We start from the raw sequence: 16,642 nt of genomic DNA, 5'->3' as shown, positions 1-16,642 counted from the left end.
CTTTCGACGCCGACGTAGAACCGCTCATGCTGATCCTTCGCTCCTTGCTCTTCCAGGCCGCGTTCTACCTGATCATGGCGATCATCCTCGCCGTGACGCTTCCGTTTTTCTTCCTGCTGCCGCACCGCGCCGCCATCGCCGTGGTGAAGTTCTGGACAGCGGCGTCGATGTGGGCGCTGCGCGTGTTCGCCGGCACCAAGATCGAGATTCGCGGCGCCGAGAACCTGCCGAAGGGTGGCGGCCTGATCGCGCCGAAGCACCAGTCCGCCTTCGAGACGATGGCGCTGTTCCACCTGCTCGACGATCCGACCTATGTGATGAAGCGCCAGCTGATGTGGATCCCGCTGTTCGGCTGGTACACATGGAAGGCCGGCATGATCCCGGTCGACCGCGCGGGCGGCTCCAAGGCACTCCGGAAGCTCGCCGCCGATTCGAAGGAAGCCGTCGACCAGGGCCGGCAGGTGATCCTGTTCCCGGAAGGGACGCGGCGCACGGCCGGATCGCCGCCCGACTACAAGTTCGGCATCATCCATCTCTACCGCGAGCTGAAGGTGCCGGTCGTGCCGATCGCGATGAATTCCGGTCTCTACTGGCCGCGTAAGAGCTTCCTGCGCTTTCCCGGCACGATCATCATCGACGTGCTCGAGCCGATCCCGCCCGGTCTCGATTCGAAGACTTTCCTGGCGACGCTGATCGGCGTGCTGGAGCCGGCGACCGACAAGTTGCTGGTGGAGGCCGCCGAGGGGCCCAATCCGCCGCCGCTGCCGCCGGAAACCATCTCCCGCATCCACGCGCTGCAGGCGAGCGAATCGCCCTAGTCCAGTTATCTAGGCGGCCTGCCCGGCGTTGAGCTGCTCGGCGAGCCATTCCAGCTGCGCATCCTCGATACCGAGGCTGGCCAGATGCGCCGCCGTGGCGAGCACGTAGTCGCGATTGCTGCCCGCCTTGCCGACGCTGTCGCGCACCTGCGCCAGCACGGCCTCGCGGGCCAGGTCACCGGCATATTGCGGATGGTTGCGGTCGACGACATAGGTTACCGCCCGGACATAGTCGCGGGCGGCCCGCTCGAGCCGGACATTGCGTTCGACCTCGATATAGGAGTTCGTCACCAGTTCGCGCTCGCGCAGATAGGCGAGCACGGCATCCCGCTCCGCCGCCGCGACGCGAAACGCGATCCCACGACAGGATCCGCCGCGATCGAGACCGAGCACCAGGCCCGGCTTTTCCGGCGTGCCGCGATAGACGTATGACTGGACGCAGAAGGCCCGGCGCTCGCCGTCAAGGTGCGCCGGTACGACCTCCTCATAGGCGAAGCCCGGCCGCCACATCAGCGAGCCATAGCCAAAGACCCAGAAATCGGACATGAGTGGCGTCCTCTCGTCGGCGACGTCACCCGCGTAACAGCCGCAGCCCGCCAATTCAACGGAGGAAACGGATGATCGACCCCGCAGGGAAAGACGCGTCCGCGCCGGCCAAGCCACGTTCCGTGCGCCGCAAGTTCCAGTTCGTCATCGTCGCCGCCCTTGTCCTCTGCGCGCTCTGGGCCGGCGGCTGGTTCGTGGCGAATCACCTGGCCAGCGAGAAAATCGCGGCGCTGAAGGCCGATTTCGTCGCGCGCGGCGGCGTCATCGGTTGCGACCAGGAGTCGCTGGGCGGCTTCCCCTTCAAGTTCAGCCTCAATTGCGCGCCCGCCTCGCTCGACTTGCCGGAGCGCGGCCTGTCGGCCCGCGTCGGCGCGCTGGAGGCGATCGCTCTCCTCTACAATCCCGGCCATGTGCTGACCTCGGTCCAGGGGCCGCTCAGCCTCAAGGCGCCCGGCGACATCGGTGTCGAGGCCAACTGGACCTTGCTGGAGACGAGCCTGCGCGTCGGCACGTCGCGCCTGAAGCGCTTCTCGGCCGTCACCGATAATCTCACCAGCACGATCACGGCACCCCTCGCGACGAGGCTGCCAACCGCGGCCAGCGCCAAGCACGCCGAGATCCACCTCCTGCAGAATTCGGCCGATGCGACGGCTCTCGATTTCGCCGGCACGGTCGACGATTTCGCGACCACCATCCCCGGCGCGCCGGCGCTGCCGAAGCTCTCCGCCCAGCTCTACGCGACGTTGCCGGGCGCCCTGCCCGAATTCCGCGACGGTCGGGTCGATCCGCTTCCCGCCTGGCTCGCCGCCGGCGGCCAGTTGAAGCTCGGACGCCTGAGCCTCGACGTCGGTGGCTTCCTCGCCATGGCGAGCGGCGACCTCTCCGTCGCCCGGAACGGCGAGATCTCCGGCCGCGTGGCGATCCGTGTCGACCAGTTGGACCGGCTTCCTGACCTCGCCGAAACGCTCCATCCCGGCAGCCGCGACCGCGTCGCACAGATCATCGGGCCGCTTTCCGCCTTCCTGAAGCCGGTCGATGTCGACGGCAAGACCTGGCGCGAGACGACGCTGACGATCAAGAACGGCAAGGTCTCGGCCGGCTTCATCCCGCTCGGCCGGATTCCGCCCCTGAAGCTCGGTGCCGCCGCCGGCGGCTGAGGATGGCGCGGAGCTTGCTTCTCTGTCGGCCTTGGAAGCGGCGAGGAGCGAGCGCATGACTGAAACGACGACAGGGGCCAATGACCGAAACGCGCAGGCGCCGCTCCGTCTGCTCGTGATCAATCCGAACACGTCGGCGCCGATCACGGCGCGGGTGAAGGCGCTCGCGCAGGCCGAGGCCGGCGACACAGTCGAGGTCGACGCCGTCACCGCCCGTTTCGGCGCCCCCTACATTTCCGATCGTGCCGGCGCCGTGGTCGCCGCTCATGCCGTGCTGGATGTCGCCAAAGCGGCGCTGGACGCCGGCGACAGGCCCGACGCCGTCATCATCGCCTGTTTCGGCGATCCGGGACTGAGAGCGCTGCAGGAGACACTTGCCTGTCCCGTTGTCGGCTTTGCCGAGGCGGGCCTGCTCGCCGCCGCGGCCGAGCCCGGCCCGTTCCTGGTCGCCACCAATGGCGAAGCCTGGTGCGACATGCTCGCCGAACTGGCCTTGGTGATGGGGCTATCGGCCCGGATCCCGACCTTCCTGTCGATCGGCGATGCGGCGGCGCGCGATGCCGAACTGTGCCGCGCCATGATCACGGAAGCGGCGGAGCGGACCGGGGCGGCGCGCATCGTGCTCGGCGGCGCGGGGCTGGTCCCGATTCTCGACGAGGTCGCGAACGGAATGGCGCTGCCGCTGGTCGATCCCCACCGCGCCGCCATCCGCAAGGCGATCGCGCTGGCGAGGGCGGAAGCCCCCCTCGCCTCTGCCTGAGCAGCGGTCGAGATCAGCCCTGCGGCTTGGTGTGATCCCGGCGGCCGAAATCGGGCGCGGCCGTATCCTGGCCGATGGCGACGATCGAGCGACGGATGGCGCGCGTCCGCGTGAACAGGTCGAACAGCGTATCGCCGTCGCCGTTGCGGATCGCCCGCGTCAGCGTCGCCAGATCCTCGTTGAAGCGGCCGAGCATCTCGAGCACGGCTTCCTTGTTGTTGAGGAAGACGTCGCGCCACATCGTCGGATCCGACGCCGCAATGCGGGTGAAATCGCGAAAGCCGGAAGCCGAGAATTTGAGCACTTCCGAACGGATGCCGGATTCGAGATCCGAGGCGGTGCCGACGATGTTGTAGGCGATCAGGTGCGGCAAATGGCTGGTGATGGCCAGCACCAGGTCATGGTGCTCGGCGCTCATCGCCTCGACATTGGCGCCGAGCGCGCGCCAGAACGCCATCAGCTTCTCGACGGCGACCGGATCGACCGTCTCGGCCGGCGTCAACACGCACCAGCGGTTCTGGAACAGATCGACCAGGCCGGCATCCGGTCCCGAATGCTCGGTGCCGGCCAGCGGATGGCCCGGAATGAAATGGACCGCCGACGGCAGATGCGGCGCCATCGCCCGGATGACGGAGGCCTTGACCGAGCCGACATCCGAGACGATCGCGCCGGCCTTCAGATGCGGGCCGATTTGCTTCGCTACCTCGCCCGACGCGCCGACCGGCACGCAGACGATGACGAGATCGGCATCGCGCACGGCGTCGGCGGCCTCGGCGAAGTAGACGTCGCCGAGGCCCAGTTCCTCGGCGCGCTTCAACGTCGCCGGGCTGCGGGTCGAGATGGCGATCTTGCCAACCACGCCGGCACGGCGCGCGGCGAGCGCGATCGAGGCACCGATATGGCCGATGCCGACGAGAGCCAGTTGGCCAAAAAGAGGATCAGCCATCAGCGCGCGGTCCGGTGCATGAAATCGCGCAGCGCCGCGATGGTGGCCTCGTTCGCCTCGGCCGAGCCGATCGTCATGCGCAGCGCGTTCGGCAGGTGATAGCTGGTCATCACCCGCAGAATGATGCCCTGCGAGACCAGATATTCGTCGGCGTCCTTGGCGCGGCGACCCTTCTCGTCCGGGAAATGGATAAGAACGAAATTGCCGACGCTCTGCGTCACCTCCAGCCCGAGCGAACGGATCGCCTCGGTGACACGCGGCAGCCATTCCTCGTTGTGGGCAATGGCGGCGTCGATATGGCTGCGGTCCCTGAGCGCCGCGATACCGGCGGCCATGGCCGGCGCCGACACGTTGAACGGTCCGCGAATCCGGTTCAGCGCCTCGATCACCTCGGCTGGCCCGTAGCCCCAGCCGAGCCGGATGCCGGCGAGGCCGTAAATCTTCGAGAAGGTGCGCGTCATGATGACGTTCGGCGCGGTGCCGGCAAGCTCGATGCCGCTCTCATAGTCGTTGCGCCGGACATATTCGGAATAGGCGGCGTCGAGGACGAGCAGCACGCGCGGCGGCAGACCGGCATGCAGGCGACGGATCTCGCTGAACGGCAGATAGGTGCCGGTCGGGTTGTTCGGATTGGCAATGAAGACGACCTTGGTCTTCTCGTTCACCAGTTCGAGGATGCCGTCGACATAGGTCGTCAGCTCCTTCTCCGGCGCGACGACCGGGGTGGCGCCGGCGGCCTGGATCAGGATCGGATAGACGTTGAAGCCGTGCTTCGAATAGATCGCCTCGTCGCCCGGGCCGAGGAAGACGTGGCTGATCATCGCCAGCACGTCGTCCGAGCCGTTGCCGCAGATGACGCGGGCCGCGTTGACGCCGAAGACATCGGCGATCGCCGCGCGCAGTTCGGCGGCCGATCCGTCCGGATAGATCTCGAGCTTGGCCGCGACGCCCTGGTAGGCGGCGATCGCGGCCGGGCTCGGCCCGAGCGGCGTCTCGTTCGAGGACAGCTTGTAGACCTTGGCGCCGCCGGTCGCCTTGGAGCGACCCGGCACATAGGGGGCGATGTCCATCACGCCCGGGCGGGGAACGGGCCGGTCGGCCGGCTTCGGATCGGACAACTTGCTCATCACGATACTCCCGCCTCGTCGAGGCGCTGATAAAGAACGGGATTGGCGTCGGTATCGCCCATGGCGATGCCGCGCGATAGCGCGCCGACCAGGGCGATGTCGTCGAAGCCGGCACGCGCGGCCAGCGCCGCCACGGCCGTGCCATGCGGTAGCGCCACCAGCTTCTCCGCACCGGCCTCGGCCAGGATCGCCCCGCCGGCGGCGGCGATGGCCGCGTTCGGATCGCCGCTGATCACCGTCACGGCAAAAAGTTCCAGATCGGGCGGGGTCGGATCGGCGAGCTCCGGCGCGATCACGAAGGAGGCATGCTCGGCCGGCCGGCCGGCGATCCGGATATAGGGCGACAGCGCCATAATGCGCGGACCGGATGCGCGTCCAAGCGCCCGCCACCAAGCTCCGGCACTCGCCGGCTGCTCGGCCGCGACGAGGCCGAGATCGGTGCCGCTCTCGCGGATATGATTGATCGTCGCCATCGCATCGGGCTGGCCATGCAACGCAACGGTGAAGCCGAACAGGAAGCGGGCGGTATCGCGGATCGCGTCGCGCGCGACGCCCTGGTCGATGGCGACATCGAACGGCGCCTGCATGCGCGTGAAGGTGGTGATGATCTCTCGCCAGATGTGCTCAACGGTCCAGAGCGGCAGCGCGCCCTCGTGCCGCGCTACAAGGCGACGCATCATGTCGGCTTCGCGACCGGGCCGAAAGGCGGCGCCGGGACGGCTGGTGCCCTTGACCTTGATCAGAGTGCCGATCGCGGTGCCGCGCTCGATCAGGCAGCGATGCATCTCGGCATCGAGCTCGTCGATCGTTTGCCGGATACGGGCGAGGGTCGCCGCATCCGCTTCGGTCGCAGAAATCTTTGTCTCGGTCGGGGCCATCGTCGGGTCGGCTCTGGGCGGGAAAATCGAAGGCCGCGCCAGGCTGGCCGACGGCGGCCGATTCATAGGCAAGCCCCGTTGCAAAATCAAAGAAAACATTGACAACAATCGAGGGAGCAGGCGTGCGGCTTCCCCTTCGGCCCGGTGGCCGAAATGTCGGCTACTGCGGGAGGGCACGACACGGTCCGTCCATGCCGCCTATCCCGGCGGCGCCAGCGCCGGCCGGAACGCCGGCTGACGGCGGCGGCTGGTCGTGCGGGCCGGCAGGCCCTGGTAGACAAGCTTGGTTGCCTCGACGATCTGCACGCCGCAGAAGCCCGGCCAGAGCGCCTCGCCCGCCCGCTCCCAGGCGCGGCCGCTACGGATCAGCAGCCGGCTCGAAAACGGCGGTGCGAACAAGGCGCCGGTCCACGCCGTCTCGCTGAACTCCGTATTGCGCAGCAGCGTCGAAAGCTGGCCGCGGCTGAACGGCCGGCCATAGCCGAAGGGCGTACGCTCGACCCGCGCCCAGATGCCGCGCCGGTTCGGCACCACGGCGATCATCTTGCCGCCGGGCACCAGCACGCGCCACAATTCGCGCAGCGTTTCGCGCGCATTGCCGGCCGTCTCCAGACAATGGACGACCAGGATGCGATCGATCGACGAGTCGGTCAGCGGCAATTCGTCCTCGATGACGAGCGCGGAGAGGTTGCCGCCATCGGAGGGCCAGTTCATCACGCCCTGCGCTGCCGGCATGAAGTTCAGCACCCGCTCCGCCTGCGGCTGGAACGGCGCCAGATAGGGTGTCGCATAGCCGATGCCGAGCACACGGTCGCCGGAAACACGGGGCCAGAGCGCCGCCAGACGCGCCGCGATCAGGCCCTGCGCGACGCCGCCGAGGCGCTCCGCGTAGAAACTTGCGAGATCGAGCACGTCGGGCGTCAACGTCCGGCCCTGTTCCAAGCACGATCTCCCTGTCGATATGTCGGCGCGACGATGTTAGGTAACGATCCGAAACGGCGCCACCCCATCCATACGCCCATATTGGAGTTCGTCATGGCTCTCGCAATCTTTCAGTTCCCCTGCCTGTCCGACAATTACGGCGTGCTGATCCACGATGAGGCCACCGGCCGCACGGCGTCGATCGACGCCCCGGACGCGGACGCCGTCAAGGCGGCGCTGGCCGAGAAGGGTTGGCGGCTGACCGAAATCCTGACCACGCATCACCACCCCGACCACACCGACGGCAATCTTGCCCTGAAGGCGGCGACCGGCTGCACCATCACTGGCCCCGGCTACGAGGCCGACAAGATCCCCGGCATCGACAAGACGCTGCGCGAGGGCGACGTCTATGACTTCGCCGGCCATCCGGTGCATGTGATCTGGACGCCCGGCCACACGCTCGGTCACATCGCCTACTACCTGCCCGAGGACGGCATCGCCTTCGCCGGCGACACGATGTTCGCGCTCGGCTGCGGCCGCGTCTTCGAGGGCACCTTGCTGCAGATGTGGGAATCGCTGCAGAAGCTCGCCGCCCTGCCGGACGAGACGGTGGTGTATTGCGGCCACGAATATACCGAATCGAACCTTCGCTTCGCCCTGACCATTGATCCCGCCAATCCGGCGCTGATCGCCCGCGGCGCCGAGATCAAGAAGCTCCGCGCCGACGGCAAGCCGACCGTGCCGACGACGATCGCCGCCGAGAAGGCGACCAGCCCCTATCTCCGCGCCGACGACCCGGCCGTGCGGGCGACGATGAAGCTGGCCGACGCCTCGGCCGCCGACGTCTTCGCCGCCATCCGCACCGCCAAGGACAATTTCAAATGAGCTCGGCCGAAGCGATCATCCGCCGGCTCGATCTCGCTCCGCATCCCGAGGGCGGCTATTATCGGCGCACGTTCGAGGACACCGTCACGACGGACGGTCGTCCCGCCTCGACGGCGATCTACTACCTGCTTGCCAAGGGCATGACGTCGCACTGGCATCGTATCGATGCGATCGAGGTCTGGCACTACTATGCCGGCGCGCCGATCGCCCTCTCCTTGTCCGAGGACGGCACGACCAGCGAAGTTCACCGCCTCGGTCCGGATCTCGCCGCCGGCGAACGGCCGCAACTGGTGGTTCCGACGAGTTGGTGGCAGGCGGCGAAGAGCCTCGGCGACTGGACGCTGGTCGGCTGCACGGTGGCGCCGGGCTTCCGCTTCGAGGGCTTCGAACTCGCCGCTCCGGATTGGTTGCCGAACGATCAGCGCGCATGACGATAGGAAAGGCGCGCTATGGTCGTGGACGGATGGAAAGCAGGAATCGCCAAATCGGCTATCGCCCGCTAAGGTGCTGTCACCGTTGGGGCAACGGTCACAATTCCGCGATATGAGCTGGGGGAAGAACGTTGATGTACCGCAGGGATAGGACATGACGGCCCCCATCAAGAGCGTCCTCTTCGTCGACTACGACAGTCTCTATATGAGCCTTCGCGCCCGCGATCCCGGCATGGCGCGCCGCTTTGCCCTGCGTCCCGGCGTCTGGCTGGATGCCATTGAATCGGGCTTGCTGCTGGAGCCGCGCGGCGACGAGGCCATCCGTCGCCGGGTCCTGATGCGCCGCTGCTATGCCGATCCCAAGCTGCTCGGCAAGGCCCGCTCGGCCTTCACGTCGCAGGGTTTCCAGATCGTCGACTGCCCGCCGCTGGCCGGCCGCGAACGCAATTCGGCCGAGATCCACATGGTCCTCGATACCGTTGATGCGCTCGCGCACCAGACCGGCTTCGAGGAATTCATCCTGCTTTCGGCGGATTCCGACCTGACGCCGGTGATCTTCCGGCTCCGCTCCTACAACCGCGCCACGACGATCTACACCACCGCGACGACGGCCGCCGGCTACCGCGCCATCGCCGACAGCGCCATCGACGAGCAGGCTCTGATCGCGCTGCTTGCCCCGACCGCCGACGCCGAGACGCCGGAGACATCCGAGGATGCCGACGACGACAACGCGCCCGGCCGCGCCAGTTCCAACGAGCGCGACGAACTCGCTGGCCTCGCTCGCCGTGTCCATCAGGCCACCAACGTGCCGCTGTTCTCGCCGCGGGTCTATGGCGAGCTGTTCCGCACGCTGACGCGCGAAGTGGCGGAGAACGGCTATCATTTCCAGTCCACGGCGGAAAACGTCGCGGCACGGCTGACGGCCAATGGCCGCAACGCCTCGCGGCGCCAGATCGCCTTCATCGTCAAGGGCCTGGCGCTCAAGGGCCATGTCTTCTCGGTCAGCGACAGCCCGGAAAAGCTGGCGGAGGCCTTCAAGGAGCAGGTGCTCTATCTGGCGCGCAATGCCGGCGTCGAGATCGACGAGGGCATGGAGGATCTGATCCGCACCTGGATCGTCGGCCGCAATGTGCCGCCGCAATCCGCCCCGGCCGAGATCGCGGCGCCGACGGTGGATCCGGAGCTCGCGGTCGAGCGACCGGCGGTCCGCCAGGCGCCGATCCCCGTGCCGCAACCGGCACCGGTCGCCGCGCCCGCCCCGCGCGAGGCCCGGCCAATCACGCTGCAGCCGATCTCCGCCTCGATGCCGCAACCGGCCCGGCCGATCCAGGTCCGCGCCATCCCCGAACCCGAGTCGGCTCCGCAACCCGTCGTCGAGACGCCGCGCCCCGCCCCCACTTCGGCGCCCGCGCCCGTTAGCATTGCGGTAGCCCCGCCGGCCCCGGCTGTTACCCCGCCTGCCGCCGTCGCGCCCGTCGCACCGCCTCCAGCCGTCGCGACCCCGGCTCCGCGCGCGCCGGCCAGCGTCCGCGCCGTACCGGATGCCCCACAGCCGGAGGTCAGCGCGCCGCCGCCGGTGCCGAGACGGGTTCAGATCGACACCGAATCGCTGCTGGCCGACATCTCGTCCGATCAGCCGGTGCCGCGCGCCTCGATCGCACCGCCGCGAGCCCGCGCCGCCCGGCCCGAAGCGATCCCCGAGCCGACGACCCGGCCCAATATCGCGCCGCCCCGCACGCCGGCCCTGCGCGGCGGCTCGGCCGTTGCCATGCGGCCGCCTGTGCGACGCAGCCTGGTCGCGACGCAGGAGCCGCAATCCGGCGAGCGCGACCCGATCGAGAATTCGATCCTCGCCGCCATCGCCCAGGCGGTCGACGTGCTGGTCGACGACGGCGACAAGAAGCAGCCGCCGGCCGAGCCGGTCGCCGCCACCCCGCCGCCCGCGCCCGAACCGGAGCCGGAGCCCGCCGAGGCCGAGGACGCCGATATAGGCGACGAGATCCAACGCATCCTCGCCGCCTACAGCCAGAACCGGAAGCCGCCCGCCGGACGCTAGTGCGTCGACCGGTGGATCCGAACGAAAACGGCCGGCGCTTTCGCACCGGCCGTTTCCTTTTCAGCGACTAGGGCCCAAAGGGCGACCGCTCAGCCGTTCGCCATGTACTGGCCGCCATTGATGGTCAGTACCGCGCCGGTCATGAAGGCCGACGCATCGGAGGCGAGATAGACGACCAGCGAGGCGATCTCGTCGGCCTTGCCGATCCGACCGACCGGGATCTGGCCGAGGATGCCCTCCATCACCTTCGGCGGCACCGCCATCACCATGTCGGTGTCGATATAGCCCGGGCAGACGCAATTGACGGTGATGCCTTTGCGGGCGTTCTCCAGCGCCAGGGCCTTGGTGAAGCCGATCACGCCGGCCTTGGCGGTGGCGTAGTTGACCTGGCCGAGCTGGCCCTTCTGCGCGTTGATCGACGAGATGTTGATGATCCGGCCGAAGCCGCGCTCGCGCATGCCCTCGATCAGGGGCCGCGTCATGGTGAACATCGAATCGAGATTGGTGCGGATCACGCTCGACCATTGAGCCTGGTCCATCTTGTGGAACCAGCCGTCGCGCGTGATGCCGGCATTGTTGACGAGGATGTCGACGGGCCCGAGCGCCGCCTCGACGGTGCGGACGCCGGCGACGCAGGCCTCGGCATCCGACACATCCCACTGGAACACGGGAATGCTGGTTTCCGCCTGGAAGGCATGCGCCTTCTCGGCATTGCCGGCGAAGGTTGCCGCGACCGTGTAGCCGGCAGCCTTCAGTCCCTTCGAGACGGCCGCGCCGATGCCGCGCGTGCCGCCGGTAACGAGGGCGACTTTCCCCATGTGTTCCTCCCCTGAGCGACCGGTTGAGTTCCGGTCTTCGAATTGATCCGTCGGCGCGTCAGCGCTCGACGGTCAAAGCAATTCCCATTCCACCGCCGATGCAGAGCGTTGCCAATCCCTTCTTTGCGTCGCGCCGCACCATTTCGTGCAGCAGGGTGACGAGAATGCGGGCGCCCGACGCGCCGATCGGATGGCCGATGGCGATGGCGCCGCCATTGACGTTGACACGCGCCGCGTCCCAGTCGACGCCCCGGTTGACGGCGCAGGCCTGCGCCGCGAACGCCTCATTGGCCTCGATCAGGTCGAGATCCTCGGCTGACCAGCCGGCCTTCTTCAGTGCCTTCTTCGAAGCCGGGATAGGGCCGGTGCCCATCACGGCCGGATCGACGCCGGCCGTCGCCCAGGAGGCGATGCGCGCGAGCGGCGTGACACCGCGGCGCGCCGCTTCCGCCGCCGTCATCAGCAGCAAGGCGGCGGCGCCGTCGTTCAGGCCCGAGGCGTTGCCCGCCGTCACCGTGCCGTCCTTGGCGAAGGCCGGGCGCAGCTTGGCCGCCGCCTCCAGCGTCGCGCCGGCGCGGATGTATTCGTCCTGGTCGACGATGATGTCGCCCTTGCGGGTCGAGATGGTGAAGGGCGTGATCTCGTCCTTGAAGCGGCCGGCCTTCTGCGCGGCTTCCGCCTTGTTCTGCGAGGCGGTGGCGAAGGCGTCCTGCTGCTCGCGGGTGATCTGGAACTCGCGCGCCACGTTCTCGGCGGTGACGCCCATGTGGTAGCCGTTGAAGGCATCCCAGAGGCCGTCCTTGATCATGGTGTCGACCATGTTTAGGTCGCCCATCTTGGTGCCGGCGCGCAGATGGGCGGCGTGCGGCGACAGCGACATCGATTCCTGGCCGCCGGCGACGATGATCGAGGCATCGCCGGTGGCGATCTGCTGCATGCCGAGCGCGACCGAGCGCAGGCCGGAGCCGCAGACCTGGTTGAGGCTCCAGGCGGTCGTCTCTTTCGGCAGGCCGGCGAGCATGGAGGCCTGGCGGGCCGGGTTCTGGCCCTGGGCCGCGGTCAGTACCTGGCCGAAGATCAGCTCGTCGACAGCCTCGGCCTCGGTCTTGCCCTGCTCGAGCACGGCCCTGACGACGGCGGCGCCCAGTTCATGCGCCGGAACGTTGGCAAAGGAGCCATTGAAGGAGCCGACGGCCGTGCGGGTGGCGGCGGCGATGACGATGTCGTTTTCTGAAGCCATGATGTTTCCTCGGTGCGGGTTCGGCGGCTGCCTGTTGCAGCAATCAGAGACCGGCGGACGAGGGCTGTCAATCAAGCATGGTGCAGCGCCGTTGCTGCACTGCAGCGTGTGCGCAGCAAGGCCAAGACAATGCAGCGCACAATCAGTTTGGTGGATTTCGAGAATGCTCTTATCGTGGACAGTCTGAGGGACAGCTTGCCGGGCAAATGGGCGCGCAGACGCCGCAGACGGCGAACCAACCGATCGATCACGAGAGAGGGGCCAGGGGAGCGGACATGACCAAGGAAAAAGAACCGACGACGATCAAGAAGTACGCCAATCGTCGTCTCTACAACACCGGGACCTCGACCTATGTCACGCTCGAGGACCTGGCGAACATGGTCAAGGCAGGCGAGGATTTCGTGGTGTTCGACGCCAAGTCGGGCGACGAGATCACCCGTTCCGTCCTGACGCAGATCATCTTCGAGCAGGAGAACAAGGGGCAGAACCTGCTGCCGATCACCTTCCTGCGCCAGCTGATCCGGTTCTATGGCGACAGCATGCAGAACCTGGTGCCGACCTATTTGGACTTCTCGATCGACAGCCTGACCCGCGACCAGGACAAGCTGCGCGGCCAGATGGCCAACGCCTTCGGACCGGGCGCCTTCACCACGATCGAGGAAACCGTCCGCCGCAACACCGAGATGTTCGAGCAGGCGATGCGGATGTTCCTGCCCTTCAGCGGCGGCCGCCCCGATGCGCCCGCGTCGCCGGAGCGCGCGAATGGCAAGCCGGAAGCCCGCGCCGACGCCAAGCCGGAGCGCGGCGATGGCGACTTCGACATGCTGAAGCGCCAGCTCGACGAGATGCAGAAGAAGATCGAGCGCCTCGCCGAGAAGGGCTGACCCCGGACGGATCCTCGCTTCGTATCCGGCGCGTTGGCGCCGGATGACCGGCGCTTGCCGGCAGGCATCGGCGCGATTCGTTGCAGATCGCCGTCGCACTTCCTAAATGCACACCTGCCCGGCCCGGTGCGCGACTTTTTCGCCGCCCTCCCCGCTGGCAGACGAGGTTGCAGGCAATGAAGAGCACCAAGTTCGGCGACGTTTTCGGTCCGGGATTCGATCCCGAGGACGATTCGGCCCGGGCCGAGCGTGTTCGTCGTGGCTTCTGGAAGAAATTCCGCACGGCGGCCCGCCATATTCCCTTCGCAGAAGATGTCGCAGCTGCCTATTTCTGCGCCTTCGACAGCGCAACGCCGCTGCGCGTCCGGGCGACGCTGATCGGCGCGCTCGCCTATTTCGTCCTGCCGGTGGACGCCGTCCCCGACTTTCTGGTCGGCATCGGTTTCGCGGACGACGCGACGGTGCTGATGACGGCGCTGACCCTACTGCGCGGCCACCTGAAGCCCGTGCATTACGAGGCGGCCAAGCGCGCGCTCGGCAACGGAAACAACGCCTGACACAGCCCAGCGGTGGCATTCGAACACGGAACCGGCCGGCAAGGTCACACTCTCGCCCCATTGGCCGGACTCTCTCTCCCCTCAATCTCGGCCAGCTCTCCACATGGCGTGGTTCATGGATTCTTAACGGAAATCCGCGCAATTTGAGGCAATTGCTCGGGTGACGGAATCCACCCGCCCGACGTGTGTGCTGACAAAATTGGTGGGAAAAACATGAACGGAACAAGGATCGCAACAGCAGCGCTCCTCATGGGTGCTCTCTTTGGCGGTTTCGCAGGCGTGGCTTCGGCCCAGACCCCGAACCGGGTAGGTACCTTCAAGGACTGGAGCTCCTACGCGTATTCCGACACGCGCGGGAAGGTCTGCTATGCGGCCTCGCAGCCGACGGCCCAGGCCCCGCAGGGCCTCAATCGGGACCCGGCCTATTTCATGGTGACGGCGCGTCCGAGCGAGAATGTCCGCAGCGAAGTGTCGATCATCATCGGCTATCCGTTCAAGGAAGGCTCGAAGGTCACCATTGATATCGACGGCCAGAAGTTCTCGATGTTCACCAAGGACGATGGCGCCTGGGTCGAGAACGCCGCGCAGGAAACCGCGCTGATCGCCGCGATGAAGAAGGGCCGCTCGATGTCGGTGTCCGGCACGTCGCGCCGTGGCACGCAGACGACGGACACCTATTCGCTTTCCGGAATTTCCGCCTCGCTCGACGCGCTGGCGAAATCCTGCCGCTGACGTCCGCCAAAGGCGACAGCTTCAGATGGTCGGGCGCTGTCCCGGCCATTTTTCGTTGCGGCCCGGCGCGCAGCACAAGGCGGCTTGATTGACTCCGCCTGCCTTTCCGCGCTAAAAGCCGCCCAAATTCTCGCGAAGAGGTCTCCTCTGAGCCGCCGACCGGGGCCCGACCCCGGAGGTCAACGTCCGCCAGCGCGTCGCGCCCGCGGGCGCTGAACGTCTTTGGAAAATCGGCGGATCGGCAACGATCCCTTCGAGGAAGAGCGGAACCTGATGTTCAATACCCTGTCCGATCGCCTCTCCGGCATCTTCGACAAGCTCACCCGCCGCGGTGCGCTGTCGGAGGCCGACGTCAACGACGCGATGCGCGAAGTTCGCCGCGCGCTGATCGAGGCGGACGTGGCGCTCGACGTCGTCCGCTCCTTCACAGACAAGGTGCGCTCGCGCGCCATCGGCGCCGACGTCATCCGCTCGGTGACCCCCGGCCAGATGGTCGTCAAGATCGTCCACGACCAGTTGGTCGAGATGCTGGGCGCCGAAGCCGAGCCGATCGACCTCAATGCCCCCGCCCCGGTCGCCATCATGATGGTCGGCCTGCAGGGCTCGGGCAAGACGACCTCGACCGCCAAGATCGCCCGCCGCCTGACGCTGCAGCAGAAGCGCAAGGTGCTGATGGCGTCGCTCGACGTGCGCCGCCCGGCGGCGCAGGAGCAGCTGCGCATCCTCGGCGAGCAGAACGGCATCGACACGCTGCCGATCGTCGCCGGCCAGTCGCCGACCGACATCGCCACGCGCACGCTGCAGGCAGCCCGCCTCGGCGGCTACGACGTCGTCATCCTCGACACCGCCGGCCGCACCCATATCGACGAGCCGCTGATGCTCGAGATGGCCGAGATCAAGGCCATCGCCAAGCCGCACGAGATCCTGCTCGTCGCCGACAGCCTGACCGGCCAGGACGCGGTCAACCTTGCCCGCTCCTTCGACGAGCGCGTCGGCATCACCGGCATCGTGCTGACCCGCGCCGACGGCGACGGCCGCGGCGGCGCCGCGCTCTCGATGCGCGCCGTCACCGGCAAGCCGATCAAGCTGATCGGTACCGGCGAGAAGGCCGAGGACCTGGAAGACTTCCACCCCGGCCGCATCGCCAACCGCATCCTCGGCATGGGCGACATTGTCTCGCTCGTCGAGAAGGCGGCGCAGAACATCGACATGGAAGAGGCGGCCAAGGCGGCCGAGAAGATGCGCAAGGGCATCTTCGACCTCGACGACCTCGCCAACCAGCTCCGCCAGATGGAGAAGATCGGCGGCATGTCCGGCATGCTCGGCATGCTGCCCGGCGTCGGCAAGATCAAGAAGCAGATCGAGGGCGCCAATCTCGACGACAGCATGATCAAGCGCCAGGTCGCCATCATCTCGTCGATGACCAAGGCCGAGCGCCGCAATCCCGACATCCTGAAGGCGAGTCGCAAGAAGCGCATCGCCGCCGGTTCCGGCGTCAAGGTCGAGGACGTCAACCGCCTGCTCAAGATGCATCGCCAGATGGCCGACATGATGAAGGCCATGGGCAAGCAGAAGGGCGGCGGCATGCTCGGCAAGATGATGGGCGCGCTCGGCGGCGGCATGGGTGGCGGCATGGGCGGCATGCCTCCCGGCGGCATGCCCAATATCGATCCGGCCCAGCTCGAGAAGCTGGCCAAGCAGATGGGTGGCGGCGCCGGCCTGCCGCCCGGCCTCGGCAAGGGCATGCCCGGCCTCCCCGGTCTCGGCGGCAAGCTGCCGGGCCTCGGCGGCATTCCCGGCTTCGGCAAGAAGAAGTAGCACGTTCCCGACATAGGGGGCCCGAGGCTGGCGAAAGCCGAGGGTCCACCCGATTACAGATCCCGTTT

17 protein-coding genes are annotated in these 16,642 nt (G+C 67.4%); 10 read left to right on the top strand and 7 right to left on the bottom strand.

Annotation, left to right across the window (positions count from 1 at the left end; translation table 11 throughout):
* Positions 1-26 precede the first annotated feature (26 nt).
* Positions 27-818, top strand: coding sequence for a lysophospholipid acyltransferase family protein (locus tag G342_RS0111655; protein ID WP_018183323.1), 792 nt, complete (start codon positions 27-29; stop codon positions 816-818).
* 9 nt (positions 819-827) lie between these two features.
* On the opposite strand, the gene G342_RS0111650 is transcribed toward G342_RS0111655, so the two are convergent.
* Entirely contained in the window at positions 828-1,364 is a 537-nt protein-coding gene (locus G342_RS0111650) for a gamma-glutamylcyclotransferase (protein ID WP_018183322.1), read from the bottom strand.
* 71 nt (positions 1,365-1,435) lie between these two features.
* On the opposite strand from G342_RS0111650, the gene G342_RS0111645 reads away from it, so the two are divergent.
* Both G342_RS0111645 and G342_RS23955 read left to right on the top strand, forming a co-directional pair.
* The gene (locus G342_RS0111645) at positions 1,436-2,521 is read left to right on the top strand and encodes a DUF2125 domain-containing protein (protein WP_018183321.1); all 1,086 of its coding nucleotides are present in this window, start codon (positions 1,436-1,438) and stop codon (positions 2,519-2,521) included.
* Between the two features lie 55 nt (positions 2,522-2,576).
* A complete protein-coding gene (locus tag G342_RS23955) occupies positions 2,577-3,281 on the top strand; it encodes an aspartate/glutamate racemase family protein (protein WP_156830898.1) in 705 nt (234 codons plus the stop codon).
* 13 nt (positions 3,282-3,294) lie between these two features.
* Here the strand turns inward: G342_RS23955 and G342_RS0111635 are convergent, their stop codons facing one another.
* The 4 genes from G342_RS0111635 to G342_RS0111620 all read right to left on the bottom strand — a co-directional run bounded on the left by G342_RS0111635 (position 3,295) and on the right by G342_RS0111620 (position 7,174).
* Positions 3,295-4,227 (bottom strand): prephenate/arogenate dehydrogenase family protein, encoded by a 933-nt coding sequence (locus tag G342_RS0111635; protein WP_018183319.1) that lies wholly within the window; start codon positions 4,225-4,227, stop codon positions 3,295-3,297.
* Positions 4,227-5,354 (bottom strand): histidinol-phosphate transaminase, encoded by a 1,128-nt coding sequence (gene hisC / locus G342_RS0111630; RefSeq protein ID WP_018183318.1) that lies wholly within the window; start codon positions 5,352-5,354, stop codon positions 4,227-4,229. Before hisC ends, G342_RS0111635 begins: the two co-directional genes overlap by 1 nt.
* Positions 5,354-6,232, bottom strand: coding sequence for a chorismate mutase (locus tag G342_RS23950; RefSeq protein ID WP_198010779.1), 879 nt, complete (start codon positions 6,230-6,232; stop codon positions 5,354-5,356). Before G342_RS23950 ends, hisC begins: the two co-directional genes overlap by 1 nt.
* Before the next feature lie 198 nt (positions 6,233-6,430).
* Positions 6,431-7,174 (bottom strand): class I SAM-dependent methyltransferase, encoded by a 744-nt coding sequence (locus tag G342_RS0111620; protein ID WP_018183316.1) that lies wholly within the window; start codon positions 7,172-7,174, stop codon positions 6,431-6,433.
* 93 nt (positions 7,175-7,267) lie between these two features.
* On the opposite strand from G342_RS0111620, the gene gloB reads away from it, so the two are divergent.
* From gloB to G342_RS25285, 3 genes are all read left to right on the top strand, one after another.
* Complete coding sequence (gloB, locus tag G342_RS0111615) at positions 7,268-8,038, top strand: hydroxyacylglutathione hydrolase (protein WP_040878800.1); 771 nt, start codon at positions 7,268-7,270, stop codon at positions 8,036-8,038.
* Positions 8,035-8,469, top strand: a complete 435-nt coding sequence (locus G342_RS0111610; protein WP_018183314.1) for a cupin domain-containing protein — start codon at positions 8,035-8,037, stop codon at positions 8,467-8,469. Before gloB ends, G342_RS0111610 begins: the two co-directional genes overlap by 4 nt.
* A gap of 154 nt (positions 8,470-8,623) precedes the next feature.
* The gene (locus tag G342_RS25285; RefSeq protein ID WP_018183313.1) at positions 8,624-10,525 is read left to right on the top strand and encodes an NYN domain-containing protein; all 1,902 of its coding nucleotides are present in this window, start codon (positions 8,624-8,626) and stop codon (positions 10,523-10,525) included.
* An 89-nt stretch (positions 10,526-10,614) separates the two neighbouring features.
* On the opposite strand, the gene phbB is transcribed toward G342_RS25285, so the two are convergent.
* Together phbB and G342_RS0111595 are read right to left on the bottom strand one after the other, a co-directional pair.
* Complete coding sequence (gene phbB / locus G342_RS0111600) at positions 10,615-11,343, bottom strand: acetoacetyl-CoA reductase (protein WP_018183312.1); 729 nt, start codon at positions 11,341-11,343, stop codon at positions 10,615-10,617.
* Between the two features lie 58 nt (positions 11,344-11,401).
* Complete coding sequence (locus G342_RS0111595; protein WP_018183311.1) at positions 11,402-12,583, bottom strand: acetyl-CoA C-acetyltransferase; 1,182 nt, start codon at positions 12,581-12,583, stop codon at positions 11,402-11,404.
* Between the two features lie 275 nt (positions 12,584-12,858).
* Between G342_RS0111595 and phaR the strand changes: the two genes are divergently transcribed.
* The 4 genes from phaR to ffh all read left to right on the top strand — a co-directional run bounded on the left by phaR (position 12,859) and on the right by ffh (position 16,574).
* Positions 12,859-13,467 (top strand): polyhydroxyalkanoate synthesis repressor PhaR, encoded by a 609-nt coding sequence (phaR, locus tag G342_RS0111590; RefSeq protein WP_018183310.1) that lies wholly within the window; start codon positions 12,859-12,861, stop codon positions 13,465-13,467.
* A gap of 176 nt (positions 13,468-13,643) precedes the next feature.
* The gene (locus G342_RS0111585; RefSeq protein WP_018183309.1) at positions 13,644-14,024 is read left to right on the top strand and encodes a YkvA family protein; all 381 of its coding nucleotides are present in this window, start codon (positions 13,644-13,646) and stop codon (positions 14,022-14,024) included.
* Positions 14,025-14,273: 249 nt separating this feature from the next.
* The gene (locus G342_RS0111580) at positions 14,274-14,756 is read left to right on the top strand and encodes an invasion associated locus B family protein (protein ID WP_018183308.1); all 483 of its coding nucleotides are present in this window, start codon (positions 14,274-14,276) and stop codon (positions 14,754-14,756) included.
* Positions 14,757-15,029: 273 nt separating this feature from the next.
* Entirely contained in the window at positions 15,030-16,574 is a 1,545-nt protein-coding gene (gene ffh / locus G342_RS0111575) for a signal recognition particle protein (RefSeq protein WP_026304346.1), read from the top strand.
* Positions 16,575-16,642 lie beyond the last annotated feature (68 nt).

This window comes from Kaistia granuli DSM 23481 (assembly GCF_000380505.1).
Classification (GTDB): domain Bacteria; phylum Pseudomonadota; class Alphaproteobacteria; order Rhizobiales; family Kaistiaceae; genus Kaistia; species Kaistia granuli.
This window is presented reverse-complemented; position numbering and strand designations above follow the sequence as displayed.